This is a genomic window from Intrasporangium sp. DVR (assembly GCF_040365325.1).
Lineage (GTDB): Bacteria > Actinomycetota > Actinomycetes > Actinomycetales > Dermatophilaceae > Intrasporangium.
The window spans coordinates 299,081-313,692 of the sequence record NZ_BAABZW010000019.1; the positions used below are offsets into that span (position 1 = coordinate 299,081).

The 14,612-nt window shown below is 70.5% G+C and carries 13 protein-coding genes; 2 read left to right on the top strand and 11 right to left on the bottom strand.

The genetic code is table 11. The features are described from left to right. Window positions 1-24: 24 nt before the first annotated feature. The 3 genes from ftsX to prfB all read right to left on the bottom strand — a co-directional run bounded on the left by ftsX (window position 25) and on the right by prfB (window position 3,152). Entirely contained in the window at window positions 25-930 is a 906-nt protein-coding gene (gene ftsX, locus ABWV20_RS15390; protein ID WP_353356574.1) for a permease-like cell division protein FtsX, read from the bottom strand. 12 nt (window positions 931-942) lie between these two features. Next, window positions 943-1,845, bottom strand: a complete 903-nt coding sequence (gene ftsE, locus ABWV20_RS15395) for a cell division ATP-binding protein FtsE (RefSeq protein WP_353356576.1) — start codon at window positions 1,843-1,845, stop codon at window positions 943-945. A 188-nt stretch (window positions 1,846-2,033) separates the two neighbouring features. After that, on the bottom strand, window positions 2,034-3,152 hold the full coding sequence (gene prfB, locus ABWV20_RS15400) for a peptide chain release factor 2 (protein WP_353356578.1): 1,119 nt from the start codon (window positions 3,150-3,152) through the stop codon (window positions 2,034-2,036). Window positions 3,153-3,413: 261 nt separating this feature from the next. On the opposite strand from prfB, the gene ABWV20_RS15405 reads away from it, so the two are divergent. Continuing rightward, the gene (locus ABWV20_RS15405; protein WP_353356580.1) at window positions 3,414-3,635 is read left to right on the top strand and encodes a hypothetical protein; all 222 of its coding nucleotides are present in this window, start codon (window positions 3,414-3,416) and stop codon (window positions 3,633-3,635) included. Window positions 3,636-3,688: 53 nt separating this feature from the next. Here ABWV20_RS15405 and ABWV20_RS15410 read toward each other — a convergent pair whose 3' ends face one another. Genes ABWV20_RS15410 through ABWV20_RS15445 form a run of 8 tightly spaced genes read right to left on the bottom strand, consistent with a single transcriptional unit; the run spans window position 3,689 to window position 9,798 of the window. Continuing rightward, window positions 3,689-5,080, bottom strand: a complete 1,392-nt coding sequence (locus ABWV20_RS15410; protein ID WP_353356582.1) for an MFS transporter — start codon at window positions 5,078-5,080, stop codon at window positions 3,689-3,691. A gap of 37 nt (window positions 5,081-5,117) precedes the next feature. Further along, window positions 5,118-5,579 carry a pilus assembly protein TadG-related protein gene (locus tag ABWV20_RS15415; protein WP_353356584.1) on the bottom strand — a complete coding sequence of 154 codons (462 nt, stop codon included), beginning with the start codon at window positions 5,577-5,579 and terminating at the stop codon, window positions 5,118-5,120. Beyond that, window positions 5,576-6,025: a pilus assembly protein gene (locus ABWV20_RS15420; protein WP_353356586.1), complete on the bottom strand. Its 450-nt coding sequence runs from the start codon at window positions 6,023-6,025 to the stop codon at window positions 5,576-5,578. The genes ABWV20_RS15415 and ABWV20_RS15420 overlap by 4 nt, the downstream gene beginning before the upstream one ends. Beyond that, window positions 6,022-6,465: a TadE/TadG family type IV pilus assembly protein gene (locus ABWV20_RS15425; RefSeq protein ID WP_353356588.1), complete on the bottom strand. Its 444-nt coding sequence runs from the start codon at window positions 6,463-6,465 to the stop codon at window positions 6,022-6,024. Before ABWV20_RS15425 ends, ABWV20_RS15420 begins: the two co-directional genes overlap by 4 nt. Window positions 6,466-6,468: 3 nt before the next feature. Next, entirely contained in the window at window positions 6,469-6,696 is a 228-nt protein-coding gene (locus ABWV20_RS15430) for a hypothetical protein (RefSeq protein WP_353356590.1), read from the bottom strand. 47 nt (window positions 6,697-6,743) lie between these two features. Continuing rightward, a complete protein-coding gene (locus tag ABWV20_RS15435; protein ID WP_353356592.1) occupies window positions 6,744-7,688 on the bottom strand; it encodes a type II secretion system F family protein in 945 nt (314 codons plus the stop codon). After that, entirely contained in the window at window positions 7,685-8,560 is an 876-nt protein-coding gene (locus tag ABWV20_RS15440; RefSeq protein ID WP_353356756.1) for a type II secretion system F family protein, read from the bottom strand. Before ABWV20_RS15440 ends, ABWV20_RS15435 begins: the two co-directional genes overlap by 4 nt. After that, window positions 8,560-9,798, bottom strand: a complete 1,239-nt coding sequence (locus ABWV20_RS15445) for a TadA family conjugal transfer-associated ATPase (RefSeq protein ID WP_353356594.1) — start codon at window positions 9,796-9,798, stop codon at window positions 8,560-8,562. Before ABWV20_RS15445 ends, ABWV20_RS15440 begins: the two co-directional genes overlap by 1 nt. A 300-nt stretch (window positions 9,799-10,098) precedes the next feature. Between ABWV20_RS15445 and ABWV20_RS15450 the strand changes: the two genes are divergently transcribed. Further along, complete coding sequence (locus tag ABWV20_RS15450) at window positions 10,099-14,574, top strand: FtsK/SpoIIIE domain-containing protein (RefSeq protein ID WP_353356596.1); 4,476 nt, start codon at window positions 10,099-10,101, stop codon at window positions 14,572-14,574. Window positions 14,575-14,612: the final 38 nt, after the last annotated feature.

Consider the following 14,612-nt stretch of genomic DNA (forward strand, 5'->3'; position numbering starts at 1 on the left):
CAAATCGCAAATGTTGGCGGTAGGTCACACCCTGAGATATCGGCGGAGCGTCACCCAAGACGTCACCGAGGCGAGCCCCACGACGCCGAGGACGACGATGGGTGCGACGGACAGCACGTCGACCTCGCCGATGAACGCCGTGTCGGTCAGGGTCGTGCTGAGGAAGCCCACCACTCCGTACTTCACGGTCCCCCAGAGCATGAGCATGGCCAAGCCGGCCCCGACGACACTGGCGAGCACGGTCTCCATGACGAACGGGAACCGGATCGTGAAGTTGGAGGCACCGACGAGACGCATGATCCCCGTCTCGCGCCGCCTGCTGAAGGCGGCCTGACGGATGGTCGTCGAGATGAGCATCACCGCCGCGAGCACCATGAGGGACGACAAGGCGATCGCCGCCCACGAGACGGTGTTCATGAAGGTGAAGAACTTCTCGAGCAGCTTCTTCTGGTCCTGAACGTCCGCCACTCCCGGCATGCCCTTGATCGAGCTGGCGACGACGTCGAACTTGCCGGGGTCGGACAGGTTGACCCGGTAGGAGTCCGCGAAGTACGACTCCCCTGCCCGCGCCAGTGGCGAGTTCTTGTACGTCTGCTTGAACCGGCCGAACGCGTCTGCCCGAGACTCGTAGTAGATCTCGCTCACCGTGGGTCGGAGCGCCTCGAGCTCCTGCTTGATCGTCTCCCGCTGCTCCTCGGAGGTCGGCTGTCCGGCGCAGTTGGCATAGCGGGTCTTCTCCGCACAGAGCAGCACGGTGACCTGGACGCGGTCGTACCAGTAGTCCTTCATGGTGTCGACCTGCCGCTGACCCATGAGGCCGAGCCCGAGCAGGTACATCGAGATCATCGTGACGATGACGACGGAGACCGCCATCGAGAGGTTGCGGCGAAGACCGTTGCCGATCTCCCCGAGGAGGAACTGGAGTCGCATGGCTCGTCTCGATCAGTGGGTGCTGGAACTGGAACGCTCGGGCTGGCGGCGGCGGAAGAGGGAGAACCGCTCCTGCCGGCCGGTGTCGACCGGCTCGTCCGCGTCGCGACCGATCGGCGGCAGCTCGCCCTCCTCCTCCTCATAGGCCTCGATGGCGTCGATGGCCTCGACCTGGAGCGGGTCGGGCAGGTCGTCCGGATGCGCCGGCTCGAGCACGACACGCGGGATGGAACCGGTCGTGTAGTCCCCGCTCTCGACGTCAGCGACGAGCAGGCCCTGGTCGAGACGGATGACGCGCTTGTGCATGGCGTTGACCGTCGCCGTGTCGTGCGTGGCCATCACGACGGTCGTGCCGGTGTGGTTGATCCGCTCGAGGAGCTTGACGATCTCGAGGCTCGTGTCCGGGTCGAGGTTGCCGGTCGGCTCGTCCGCGAGGAGGACGGGCGGCCGGTTGACGAAGGCGCGGGCGATCGCGACGCGCTGCTGCTCGCCGCCAGAAAGCTGGTGCGGCAGCCGCTTGCCCATCCCCGCGAGCCCGACCAGCTCGAGCGTCTCGGGCACCGTCTGGCGGATCCGCGCCCGTGAGGCGCCGAGCACCTGCAGTGCGTAGGCGACGTTCTGGTGGACCGTCTTGTTGGGCAGGAGGCGGAAGTCCTGGAAGACGAAGCCGATCTCCCGCCGGAGCGCCGGGACCTTCCGGTCCGGCAGCCGGCCCAGGTCGCGACCCGCGACGAGGATGCGCCCGGACGTGGCGTCCTGCTCCTTCATGACCAGCTGGAGCAGGGTGGACTTGCCCGAGCCGGACGTGCCCACGACGAAGACGAACTCGCCGCGAGTGATCTCGAGCGACACGTCGTCGAGCGCTGGACGCTGTGTCCGTGGATACGTCTTGGTGACGTTCTCGAAGAGGATCATCGCCGGTTTCCCTGGACCTCGTTCATCGGGGGCAGAGGTGCTGGGCGCGGAGCCAGCGGCGGGCTGGGACCGAGCTCAGCGGCATACGGCATGCTCCGTAGCCGTCTACGAGGCTACGGGCCGGACCCGGGGAAACCGGTGCAACCGGGCAACCGGGCGTGGCGAGCCGCGGCCGGAGCCTCCGGACCTCAGACGGCCGCGGCGGACTTGCGCTGGCCGATCTGCCAACGGATGCCGGCCTCGATGAAGCCGTCGATGTCCCCGTCGAAGACGGCGCTCGGGTTGCCGGTCTCGTAGTCCGTCCGGAGGTCCTTGACCATCTGGTACGGGTTGAGGACGTAGGAACGCATCTGGTCGCCCCAGCTGGCCTTGACGTCGCCGGCCATCTCCTTCTTGGTCGCCGCCTCCTCCGCCTTGCGGAGCAGTAGGAGCCGGGACTGGAGGACACGCAGGGCGGCGGCGCGGTTCTGGATCTGGGACTTCTCGTTCTGCATCGACACGACGATGCCGGTCGGGATGTGGGTCATCCGCACGGCGGAGTCGGTCGTGTTGACGCTCTGGCCGCCGGGACCCGACGAGCGGAACACGTCGACCTTGATCTCGTTCTCGGGGATCTCGATCGAGTCGTCGGACTCGATGAGCGGGATGACCTCGACGGCGGCGAAGCTCGTCTGCCGGCGGCCCTGGTTGTCGAACGGGCTGATCCGCACGAGGCGGTGTGTGCCGCCCTCGACCGACAGGTGCCCGAAGGCATAGGGGACGTTGACCTCGAAGGTCGCGGACTTCAGGCCCGCCTCCTCGGCGTAGGAGGTGTCCATGACCTTGGTCGGGTAGCCGTGTCGCTCGGCCCAGCGGAGGTACATCCGCATGAGCATCTCTGCGAAGTCGGCGGCGTCGACCCCGCCGGCGCCGGCCCGGATCGTGACGACGGCCTCACGCTCGTCGTACTCGCCGGAGAGGAGGGTCCGGACCTCGAGCTCACCGACGTCCTTCTTCAGCTTGGCGAGATCACGCTCGGCCTCGTCCATCGTGTCCTGGTCGGACTCCTCGGTGGCCATCTCGACGAGGGTCTCGAGGTCATCGATGCGACTGTCCATGCTGAGCACGCGGTCGCGCTCGGAGTTGGCGCGGGACAGGGCCGAGGTGACCTGCTGGGCCTTGTCGGGGTCGTCCCACAGGTTGGGCACGGAGGCCTGCTGCTCGAGCTCGGCAATCTGCCTCGCGAGCGCGTCGAGGTCGGTGACCCCGCGCACGGAGTCCATCGTCGCGCGCAGGTCCTTGATCTCTTGCGTGAAGTCAACAGCCACGATGGGACAGCCTACGTCAGTTCACCGACCTGGCCGTATGCCGCTGGGCTCGCGCACCGGGTCGCAGACCGTTGGGCTGTGGCTCGGTGCGGCGGGCGGGCCGGAAGGGCCCTCGCGGATCCGCCCGACTTGTCCGATCTCGGCGTGGGTACGGGATGGATGGGCTTGGGCAACAAGGGCCTCGGATGACCTCCACCAGTCCGGTTGCCCGCCCACGCAGGTGTCGCCACCCGGGTGACACCACGTCCACGAAAGGTGACCATGGCCGTCCGTCGCAGGTCTCGCACCAGCATCAGCACCGTCGTGCTCGTCATCTGGCTCCTCATCGGCGCCTTCGCCGCGTTCCAGCGGGGGTACTTCGGCTCCGCCGAGCCGAGTTGCAGCCGGATCGGCAGCGCCGCCCTGACGATCATCGCCGGGCCGCTCAACTACCTCGGGCTCGACCCCGAGATCGGCTGCTCGGTGCCGCAGCCGTCGGAGTGACCACCGCCGGATGAACCGACTGACGTCGGGCCCCTCCTCGTGGGGGCCCGACGTCAGCTGTGTCGGCGTCCGAGCACCTCGCGGATCTCCGCGAGCACCGTCAGGCCGGGCCGATCGTTCATGCTCCGCCACGCCCAGATCCCGGAGCCGATCATGGCCACGCCCGCCACCAGGTACGTCACCATGGCGCCGGTGTAGGTCAGCACCAGCGGCCCGAGGTCGACCGACACGGGAAGCCCCAGGACGGCGTCGAACGGGGCGGCGGCGAGCGGCGCGAGGGCGAGCACGATGACGAGCACCACTCCGTCGAGGGACTGGACGAGCGCGAACGTGCGGCCGCGGATCTCATCCTCCACGGTGAGCCCGATGAGGGTGTAGCCGACGACCCAACCGACCCCGACGAAGGCTCCGAGCAGGAGCGCCAGGGGAAGCACGAGCAGCAGTGTCGGGACGAGGGCCAGGGCCAGCAGGACGGTGCCCGCCCCGGTCAGCGCGGCTCCGAACAACCTGGCTCGGGAGAAGCCGCGCAGCACCCGGGGGCCGAGGACGAGGCCGAGCGCCATTCCCGTGAAGACGCTGACGAAGAGCATGCCATACCCCGGCGCACCGGCCCCCATGTCGTCGACGAACCGGGTGGCCAGGCCGATCACGAGGCCGCCCCCGGCGAAGGCTCCCAGCATGCCGGCGATGAGTCCTCGGACGAACGGCCGTTCCTTCAGGATGAGCAAGCCGTCCGCGATGCTGCGAAAGACGGGCTCGCCGGACAGCTGCTGCGGCGCGGTGCGAGGAGGGAAGTCGAGCCGCCAGACGATGCACGCGCTGATGAGGAAGGTGGCGGCATTGGCATAGATGGCCAGGAAGATCCCGTCCTCGTCCAGCCCCGGAAGGAGGCTGCTCAGCGGCTGGCCGACGAGGGACAGTCCGGAGAAGGCCAGGGCCGCGACGGGCGCCGTGCCGTAGCTGCCGATGAGATTGAGCTGGTTGGCGAGCTCCAGGCGCTGCGGGGGCACGAGGTTGGGCACCGTGGCGTCCTTGGCGGGATTCCAGAAGAGGGACACGCACTCGATGAGGACGATGGCGACGTACATCCACCACAGCTGGCCCACGAGGGGGATGGACAGGAAGAGGACGAAGCGCGACACGTCCCCGACGACCATGGTCCGGCGCCGGTCCCACCGGTCAGCGACGACGCCGGCGAAGGGACCGAGGACGACTGCGGGGGCGATCCGCAGGATGAAGACGCCGGAGACGGCGAGATACTGTCCCACCCCGTCCCCGGCCAGGGCCGCGGCGAGCGACGTCGTGGCGAGAAGGGCGAGCCAGTCACCGAAGCTCGAGAGCGACCCCGCCAGGAAGAGCCTGCGGAACGGCCGGAGCGACAGGAGCCCGCGCAGCTCCGGGAAGGACGTCGAGAACTCTGGGTGCGGGGCCGCCCCTGAGGTCATGGCGCCAGCGTAGGTGGCGCCCGGCCCCGACCCGGTGTCAACCCAGGGGTGCGCGAGCCCGCGACGACACGGTGATCGTCACGCCGCCCCCCAGGGACTCGAGGACCCAGCCCGTCATCGGCAGCCTCGCCCGGCCGCGCACGGTCACTTCGGCGGTGACGCCGTCGGGGGTCCCGGTCGGTGACACCAGCGACCAGGAACTGACGCCCGTCGGCCTCGGGGTGCGCGAGAGGTGAGCCTGCGCCGCCTCGCGCACCGACGCGTCGGTCAGGACGAGAGGTCCGTCGACCCCGCGCTGGTAGACGGACCCGGCGTCAAGCGCGTCGGCGGCGTCGAGCGCGAGAGCGTCGGCTGTGTCCAGCAGTCGCATGCGGGCCAGCTGGGCGGCCGTCACGTCGATGGCTCCGAGGATGAACACGAGGACGACGACGAACAACCCGAGGACGAGGACGGCCAGCTGGCCTTCCTCCCTCGACGCCCGGTCGAACGGCGACCTCATCGCGCCACGTATGTGTCGACCGCGGCAACGTGGGTCGACGAGATCGAGACCGAGGCGGGAAGGTTGCCGGCGACGAAGTCCGGGACGAGTGGCAAGGGCATCTCGATCGTCACGGTCACCGTCACGAATCCGCCCGGTCGCAAGCAGGGCGTTCCGTCACAACGCACGGCCAGGAGAGCTCCACGGTCGAAACCGAAGTCGTCGAAGGCGATTCCCGCCGCCGCCTGGGCCCGGGCGTGCGCCGCTGCGTCTTCCGTCGCGGTGACGAAGGCCCGCCCCGCCTCCCTCCCCGCCAGCGAAGCAGAGAAGGTCGCCGCCTGGAGCCGCCCCAGGGTGAGAACGAGGTAGGTCAGTGGAAGGAGGAGCAGGATGCCGAGGAAGATGAACTCGACGATGGCACGGCCCGCATCCCCTCCGCCGCCCGGAGGTCGACGAAGCGGTCTCACGGCGCGGCCGAGCTGGCGGTCGCCGACACCTGGTCCTCGCTGAACGCGCGGCCGGTCACCGTGAAGCCTTCGGCGGGACCGATGGGGCCGATGAGCGGAAGAGGGGCAGCCACGGTGACCACGACGACACGAACGCCCTCCGCTGTCGTGGTGGTCTGAGCCGAGACGTCCTGGGCGAAGGAGGAGTTCAAGGCAGCGGTGATCAGGCTCGCTGCCCGGGCCGCCCCGTCACTCGGCGCTGCGTCCGCGCGCGCACCGAACCGGGCCCCCTCCGACGCTGAGGAGATCAGGGTGTTGCGCACGTAGAGCGCGACCGCGAGCTGCAGGACCGCGAGCACCACGAAGAGAAGCAGCGCAGAGACCATGACGAACTCCGCGATCGCTGACCCGTCATCCGCGCGGGGACCGAAGCGCCTCGACCGTCGATCTTCCGCGCTCACAGGTCAGCGGCCGCTCGGGCCGCTGACGCTCCCGATCGCCTCGGTGAACAGCGCCTCCAGCTGGTCTCCAGCCACCCCCCACAGGAGGGTCACCAGGCCAGCGGTCATCAGCGTGATCAGGACCCAGCCAGGGACGTCGCCACGGTCAGACCGCCCACCCAGTGCTGCTGATGCTCTGCTGGCTGCCCTCGGGGCGAGCCGGGTCAACGTCGTCGTCAGACGTGCGGTCATCGTGAGATCTCCTGTTTCCCTGTTGTGTGAGGTGTTCCGGGCGGAGGTCACAGCTCGAACCGGAGGAAGCTGAGACCGGGATAGATGGCGAAGAGCACCGTGACCGGCAGGATGAGGAAGACGACGGGAACCATCATCACGATCTCCCGTTTGCCACCCTGTTCCATGAGGGCGCGTCGTCCGTCCTCACGGACGTCCTGCGCCTGCGCGCGCAGCACCTCCGCCAGAGGTGTGCCCCGTTGGACCGCGACGACGATGCCGTCGACGAAGCGGCTCAAGCTCGGCAGACCGGTGCGATCCGCCAGGCCCTGGAGCGCAGTGGGAAGGTTTGCACCCGCCCGAGCGTCTGCCAGGCAGCGGCGCAGCTCGTCGGCGAGCTGCCCGTGGGAGAGCCTGCAGACTCGTTCGAGCGCGCCCGTGGCCCCCTCTCCAGCGCTCACCGCGAGAGCGAGGAGCTCTGCGACGGTTGGAAACTCAGCGAGCATTCGTTGCTCGCGCCGCCGAGCCGCGTGGCTCAGGGCGTAGTCGCGCGCCACCGCTCCGAGCCCGGCGCCGATGACCGTGAGAGCAACGAGCAGCGGCACCGAGAACCCCCGCTTGGACAGCGTGGTCAGACCCGTGCCGACGAGTCCGGCGACTGCGCCGACCGCCGCCCACACGACCTGCTCCGCCCGAAACCGCTCGACGTCGGCAGCCCGGCCGGCCCGAAGCTGGCGACGCGCCACCGAAGGGCCGCCGCCGAGCATGCGCTCGAGCCCGTCGCCCAGACGCCGCAGGTAGGGAGCGAGCAGCTCCCCCAACCCGAGGACCGTCGGGTTCGCCGGTGCGGTGTTGAGCAGACGGGACGGCAGGGGCGCGTCCCGAAGGTAGGGCGCCAGTCGCTCGTGGAGCGTCGCCCGCCGGCGAATGGGCAGCCCAGCCACGATCAATGCCATGCCGGCCAGGAAGGCGACCCCGACGGCCGCGCCTGCCCACGACCACGCCTCGATCATCGGAGCACCCGCTCCTCCTCCGGGAGCCGGCCGATCCAGACCATGAGCCGGTAGGCGACGACGCACAGGCCAGCGCCCAGAGCGAGGACGAACCAGCCGGCCGGCGAGGCGTAGGCCTGGAGCGACCCACCGCGCAGGGCAAGCATGGCCAGCACGATCCACGGCGCGGCCACCGCGAGGCGGGCAGCGTTGACGGTCCAGCTCTGTCTGGTCTCGAGCTCTGCTCGGGTGCGGGCATCCTCGCGCAGGAAGGCCGAAAGGGTCCGCAGCAACCTACCGAGGTCACTACCACCGACCTCGCGTGCGATCCGGAGGGACTCGATCAGCCGGTCAGCGACCGGGTCGCTCATGGAGTCCTTCAGCCGATCGAGGCAGTCGTGGAAGCGGCCGGTGGCCCGATAGTCCTCCGCGAAACCGGCGAAGGCCGGACGCAGCTCCTCGGGCCCGCGCACCGCCAGCTGGGCGAGCGCCTCCGGCAGGGCCAGACCGGCCCGCACCCCCGAGGTGATGTTGTCGACGGCATCGGGCCAGAGGTCACGCAGCCTCGCTCGCCGCTTGCGGGCTCGCATGCGCACGAGTGAGATCGGCGCCGCGCCACCGATTGCGCCGAAGCACAGCGCTATGGGCAGCACGCGGGTGATGAGCATGAACGTGAGGAATGCACCGACGAAGAGGGCCATCGAGCCCATGAGGACGTTCATCGGCGTGACGGTGGCATAGCCGGCTTGGTGCAGGTGGTCGCGCACCTCCTCGACGAAGCCCGACCGTCGCCGGTCCTGTCGCCCGAGGGCCCGGGCGTCCCGTGGCCAGAACGACCAGTAGATGCAGAACACCCCGATCCCGAAGACCAGGCCCACGGTCATCGGGGACATCATGAGCCTCGCTGTGCCAGCATGGCGGTGACGTCATAGCCGGCCCGCTCGAAGGCTTCGCGGTGCGGCGGGAACCCGTCCGCGCGCTGCAGGACCCCCGCGCGGCTCACGAACAGGTCAGCGATCTCGATGACGTCTGCTTCAGCCCGGCCGGGGACCGCCACGATCTCCCGGACTCGTCGCCGGCCATCACGTTCGAGCGCGACATGAACGACGAGGTCGATCGACGCTGCGACGGTCGGGACCACGAAGCGGCTCGAGACGTTGTCCCCCGCGAGCAGGGGAAGCGTGCACATCTTGGTGACCGCCTCGCGGGCACTGTTGGCGTGAATGGTGCACATGCCCGGCACGCCGCTGTTGAGCGCAATGAGCAGGTCAAGGCTCTCCGCCTGGCGGACCTCACCGACGATGATGCGCGAAGGGCGCATGCGGAGGGCCTCTTTGACGAGTCGTCGCAGCGGCACCTCCCCGGTGCCCTCGAGGCTCGGCTGACGGCACTGCATCGAGGCGACGTCGCGCAGCGGGATCTTCAGCTCGAAGACCTCCTCGCAGGTGATGACCCGCTCGCGCGGAGGGATCGCAGCGGCAAGGCAGTTGAGCAATGTCGTCTTGCCGGCCTGGGTGCCGCCGGCCACGAGGATGTTGAGTCCGCTCGCGACCGCCGCAGCCAGGAAGTCAGCCGCCTGCTTGGTGACGGATCCAAGCCGGACGAGGTCGTCGAGGTGGTCCGCCTTGACGACGAACTTGCGGACGTTGACCTGCCAGTGCGTGCGGCTGATGTCAGGGATCACCACGTGGAGGCGGGACCCGTCCGGAAGGGTGGCGTCGACGAAGGGCGAGCTGAGGTCGACCCGCCGACCGCTCGTCTTGAGCATCCGCTCCACGAGGTCGCGGACCTCGTCGGCGGTGAGGATGGTGGGGGTCAGCTCGGCGACGCCACCCCGGGCGACGAAGACCTTGCTCGGCTCGTTGATCCAGATCTCCTCGACCGAAGCGTCGTCGAAGTACTGCTGGAGCGGGCCGTAGCCGGCCACGACAGCGATGATCGAGTGGACTGCAGCCCGAGTGTCTCCGAGCTGGGGCAGGCCTCCGTGCAAGGCTCGCTCGTCGTAGTCCTGCACCGCATCCTGGATGAGTCGCCGAACCTCACGAGTATCGCGGGCGGGGTCCAGCCCGGAGCGTCGGATGAGCTCACGCACCTCGCCCTCGACATGGCGAACCGCCTGCTGCGTCGACAACGTTCTCCCCCTGACTCGCTGGCCGCGACCATCCTGCCCGCAAATGTCCGATTCGTCGCGTCGAAAGCGTAGCCAGACCGAAAGCGGGGTGCAGGCGGCGGACGGTGAGCTGTGGAAAACCGTCCGGAGAGGACGCGCGCGCAGCCCATCGGGTCAGGTTCGTCGACCGCCCCGCCTCGGGCAGTGCCGTGGCGAGGGAGAGGACGCCGCCCTCTGCCGGCGCAGGACCCTGTGGACAACGCGCCGAGCCGAGCCCGGCCGTCCGCGAGGGTGTCATTGCCACTGCACGGAGGGAGCGCAATGCGAATTCGGATGGGTCTCGTCGAAGAGGGCACCCCTGGGGTGCGAGACATCGTCATCGAGGTAGACGACCGCGCGACAGCCGGCGACGTCGAGGACCGGGTGACGTTCGGGCAGGTGCGGTCGCGGCTCACCGCCCTGCTGGATGTGCCCTCCGAGGCGTTCAGCATCGACGGGCACGAGGTCCGCGACGAGGACATCCTCGGTGAGCGCCGGCTGGTTCGCGGCGCGCTGCTGCGCGCTGAGTGTGACCCCCAGCAAGGACACCGGCCAGGGCGTCTGCCGCTGGGCGCGGCCGGGCTCGTCGAGCTGCACGTCGTGGGCGGTCCGGGAGCGGGGCGGGTCATCACGCTGCGGCGCGGGCACCACGTCCTCGGTCGTGCCACGTCGTGCGGAGTGCGTCTGGACGACCTGGGGGTCTCCCGCGCCCACGCCTCGATCACCTTGGACGACAAGGGCATCCGCTTGTACGACGTCGACTCGACCAATCCCACGGCTGTTGATGGGCAGCGCGTCCCTCCCGAAGGTGCCGAGCTGACCCCCGGCAGTCGGATCCGCCTCGCGTCGACGACTCTCGTGCTCCGACGGCCGGAGACCACGCCCGCCGCGACCGAGTGCTCGCGGGGCGTCATCCGGGTCAACCGGCGACCGCGTCTGACGCCGACCGCCGATCCCGTCACGATCCGGTTCCCCGCCGCTCCCACGAGACCCCAGCCGGCTCGCGCCCCGGTCCTCGCGGCGGTGGCGCCACTCGTGATCTCGATGGCCCTCGCCGTTGCCCTGCGCTCGCCGGTGATGCTCCTCTTCGCCCTCATGTCGCCCCTCATGCTCCTCGCACAGTGGTGGGGTGACCGCCGGCAGGGACGCGTCTCCCACCGCGCGCAGCTGGCTGAGCACGCGCGGGCAACGGCTGAGGCCGAGGCCCGACTGGCCGAGGCTCTCGACGCCGAGAGCAGGACGCGGCACACAGAGCAGCCGGACCTCGCCCTCGTGGCATCGGTTGCCACGCACCGCGATGCCTGCCTCTGGCAACGCCGTCCGAGCGACCCGGACCATCTCGTCCTTCGGCTCGGGACCGCACGTCAGCCGGCGAGGACGAGGGTCGAGCGGCCAGAGGGCGACGGACCTGACCCATGGGTGGACGACGTGCCCGTCCTCGTCGACCTGCGGGCGGGCGTGGTCGGGGTGGCCGGGCCGCGGGCTCGCGCTCGCGCGGTCGTCAGCAGCCTCATCGCCCAGACGGCGGTCTGGCACTCGCCGCGCACAGCTCGGGTGGTGGTCCTCTCGGCGGCTGCGGACGCGGAGGCGGACTGGGCCTGGGCGAGCTGGCTCCCTCATGCGGACGGGTCGGCGAGCGGACCTGTGGCCACTGTGGCGTCGATTCACGACGATGCCGCGATGGCTGCCCGGATCGCCGAGCTCCACGGGGTGATTGCCGAGCGCCGTGAGCACTCCACAGCGGCCGGACTCGACGGGACGCAGCCGGTCCCCGCCTTCGTCGTCGTGCTCGACGGCGCAGCCGACCTTCGCGGCCGCCCTGGACTGGCGGCGATCCTCGAGGTGGCCGGGGCCGCAGGAGTGCACGTCCTGGCGCTCGACGCGACGCTCCAGCGGCTGCCCGCCGAGTGCCGCACCCAGCTCCTCCTCGATGGGGGCAGGGCGCCCCGCGCCGAGCTGCGCACGTCCGGCACGACCATCTCGGCCCTCATCCCGGACCTGCCGCATCCCGGCTGGTTCACCGCGCTGGCCCGCTCACTCGCGCCGCTCGAGGATGCCACCCCCCGCGCGGGGTCCACCCCGCTCCCGGACGCCCTCAGCCTCCGTGACGCCCACCTGCTCCACGGCCACGACCCCGGCACGGGACCTGGTCTCGTCGAGCTCTGGTCGAGGTCCGACGGTCGGCCGCGGGCCGTGCTGGGGGCAACCCAGAACGGCGCTTGTGTCGTCGATCTCGCCCAGGACGGACCACACTGCCTCGTCGGTGGGACGACCGGATCCGGCAAGTCCGAGCTGCTCCAGACGCTCGTCGCCGGGCTGGCCTGCAGCGCCCCTCCGGACGAGCTCGCCTTCGTGCTGGTCGACTACAAGGGCGGGTCTGCGTTCAACGAGTGCTCGCGACTCCCCCACTGCATCGGAGTCGTGACGGATCTCGACGAGCACCTCACCCGCCGAGCGCTCGACTCACTGGGCGCCGAGGTCAAACGACGGGAAGCCCTCCTCGGGGCCGCGGGCGCGAAGGACCTCGACGACTATCGCCGCATCCGCAGCGCCCGACCGGGCCTGCCTCAGGTCGCCCGCCTCGTCATCGTCGTCGACGAGTTCAAGGTGCTCGCGGACGAGCTGCCGAACTTCGTCGACGGCCTGGTGCGCCTCGCCGCGGTGGGTCGCTCCCTGGGAGTGCATCTCGTCCTCGCCACCCAACGACCCGCAGGCATCATCACGGGCGACATGCGGGCCAACATCTCCCTGCGGATCGCCTTGAGAGTTCGCGACCGGTCCGACAGCGAGGACGTCATCGAGAGCCCGGTCGCTGCAACCATCAGCGACCGCACGCCCGGACGGGCCTGGGTCCGCACCGCGAGCGGTCGACTCACCCAGGTGCAGACGGCATTCGCCGGAGCGCCCGCCCGGCCCGAGCGGTCCGCGGCCGAGCGCCCGGTGACGGTCCGCTCGCTGACGTGGGCGGACCTGGGGCACCCCTGGGCCACCTCCGCGCCCGCCGATGCATCTTCCGGGTCTTCCGGGTCTTCCGGGTCAACCGAGCTGGAGGCCGTCGTCGCCGCGGCCGTTGACGCCTCCGCGACACGCGGGGCGGTGGCGCCGCCGCCCCCCTGGCTCCCACCGCTGCCCACCTCCCTGCCCCGCTCGGCACTACCCGCGGCGAGCGGCGCCGGCGCGGTGGCACTGGGACTCGAGGACGCGCCGACGTCACAGTCGCAGCCACCCTTCACCTGGCACGCCGTTCGAGACGGGCACCTCGCCATCGCCGGCGGAGCCCGGACCGGCCGGACCACCGCAGCACGCTCGCTCGCCGTCGGACTCGCTGAGGTATGGCCGGCCACGCGGCTCCACCTGCACCTCATCGAGGGAGCACCCGGCTCCCTGCAGGACCTCGCCGCCCTCCCCCACGTCGGCTCCATCACGAGCACAGCGGACCCGGGAGTGGCGGCACGACTCGTCGCACGCCTCACCGAGAGCCTCATCCGCCCGGTGGCTCCCGGTCGCCGTCCCGTGGCCAGCGAGTCCGCTCCACGTCCCACGCCCGACCATCCAGACCGAGTCACGGTAGTCGTCGTCGACGGCTGGGAGGCAGTCGCCGACGCCTTCGACTCGGTCGACCATGGCGCTCCGGTGGAAGCACTCCTCCGGCTGGCGCGCGATGGCAGCGCTGCCGGCCTGCGTCTCGTCCTCACGGGCGGGCGTGGCCTTCTCTCCGGTCGCATCTCCAGCCTGATGCAGCACCGCCTCGTGCTCCCGATGCCCGATCCGCTGGACCTCACACTGGCCGGGCTGTCCCCGGAGGCCATGCAGGGCCATCGAGTCGTCGGCCGCGCCGTCGACGTCGCGACCGGACACGAGGTGCAGATCGCCCACGCCGGTGCGGACCCGTCAGCCGAGGCTCAGGCGCGAGCAGCTGCCGACCTCGCCGCTCGGCTGGAGCCGGGCCCGCCGCGCGACGGAGCCTCACCCGATCTGGCTCGACTTCCTTGGCGGGTGGCGCCGCTGCCCCACGCCGTTGCCTGGAGCGAGCTGCCCGAGCCCGTTCCCGGGCGCATCCCCCTTGGCCGGGGTGGCGACGACGCAGCACCGATCGGGTTCGAGGCAGAGCGGGACGGGCGCCGGGTCCTGGTGGTCGGGGGCCCGCGCAGTGGCCGAACGACCGCACTCGCGGTGATGGCCCGCCAGCTGACCGCTGCAGGGCACCCGACTGCCGTCATCGCGACCCGGCCCACCCCGCTGAGCTGGCTGAGCGGCATACGGCACCTTCACCTCGTGTCCGCCGAGGACGGTGAACATCTCCGCGAGCTGTACCAGCTCCACCCCGAGCTGTCCCTCCTCATCGACGACGCCGAGGGACTCGACGGCAGTCCGGTCGAGCCTCTGGCCCTGGCCGTCGCGCAGGACGTGACCCACTCCGAAGCGTGGTGCGTCGCCGCGGTCGACTCCCGCCGCGCGGCGAGCCTGTACCGCGGCGTCGTTCCGGAGCTCGCGCGCCACGGCACGGGAATGGTCCTGTCACCCTCGTCACCGGCGGACGGCGACGTCCTCGGTGTCCGGTTGGACGCCGCCAGGCACCGCATGCCGGGCCGCGGTGCCCTCGTCCTCGACGGAGTCGCCGTCCCCATCCAGGTCGCCGACCCCACACCACCACCGCGGACCGCCGCGTGCGCCGAGGAGACCACCGACCAAGTGGACACAGGCTGTTCACCGGCCCGCCACCCGGGGCACACCCGCAGCCCCCGCCTCGATCCCTAGCGTCGCCAGCGGCTCGCCCGACTGACGGGCGTGCGCAG

Bases quoted from the DNA above. Each gene is read 5' to 3' on its own strand.
- ftsX (WP_353356574.1), bottom strand. From the start codon at position 930: ATGCGACTCCAGTTCCTCCTCGGGGAGATCGGCAACGGTCTTCGCCGC.
- ftsE (WP_353356576.1), bottom strand. From the start codon at position 1,845: ATGATCCTCTTCGAGAACGTCACCAAGACGTATCCACGGACACAGCGT.
- ABWV20_RS15405 (WP_353356580.1), top strand. From the start codon at position 3,414: ATGGCCGTCCGTCGCAGGTCTCGCACCAGCATCAGCACCGTCGTGCTC.
- ABWV20_RS15410 (WP_353356582.1), bottom strand. From the start codon at position 5,080: ATGACCTCAGGGGCGGCCCCGCACCCAGAGTTCTCGACGTCCTTCCCG.
- ABWV20_RS15415 (WP_353356584.1), bottom strand. From the start codon at position 5,579: ATGAGGTCGCCGTTCGACCGGGCGTCGAGGGAGGAAGGCCAGCTGGCC.
- ABWV20_RS15430 (WP_353356590.1), bottom strand. From the start codon at position 6,696: ATGACCGCACGTCTGACGACGACGTTGACCCGGCTCGCCCCGAGGGCA.
- ABWV20_RS15435 (WP_353356592.1), bottom strand. From the start codon at position 7,688: ATGATCGAGGCGTGGTCGTGGGCAGGCGCGGCCGTCGGGGTCGCCTTC.
- ABWV20_RS15440 (WP_353356756.1), bottom strand. From the start codon at position 8,560: ATGTCCCCGATGACCGTGGGCCTGGTCTTCGGGATCGGGGTGTTCTGC.
- ABWV20_RS15450 (WP_353356596.1), top strand. From the start codon at position 10,099: ATGCGAATTCGGATGGGTCTCGTCGAAGAGGGCACCCCTGGGGTGCGA.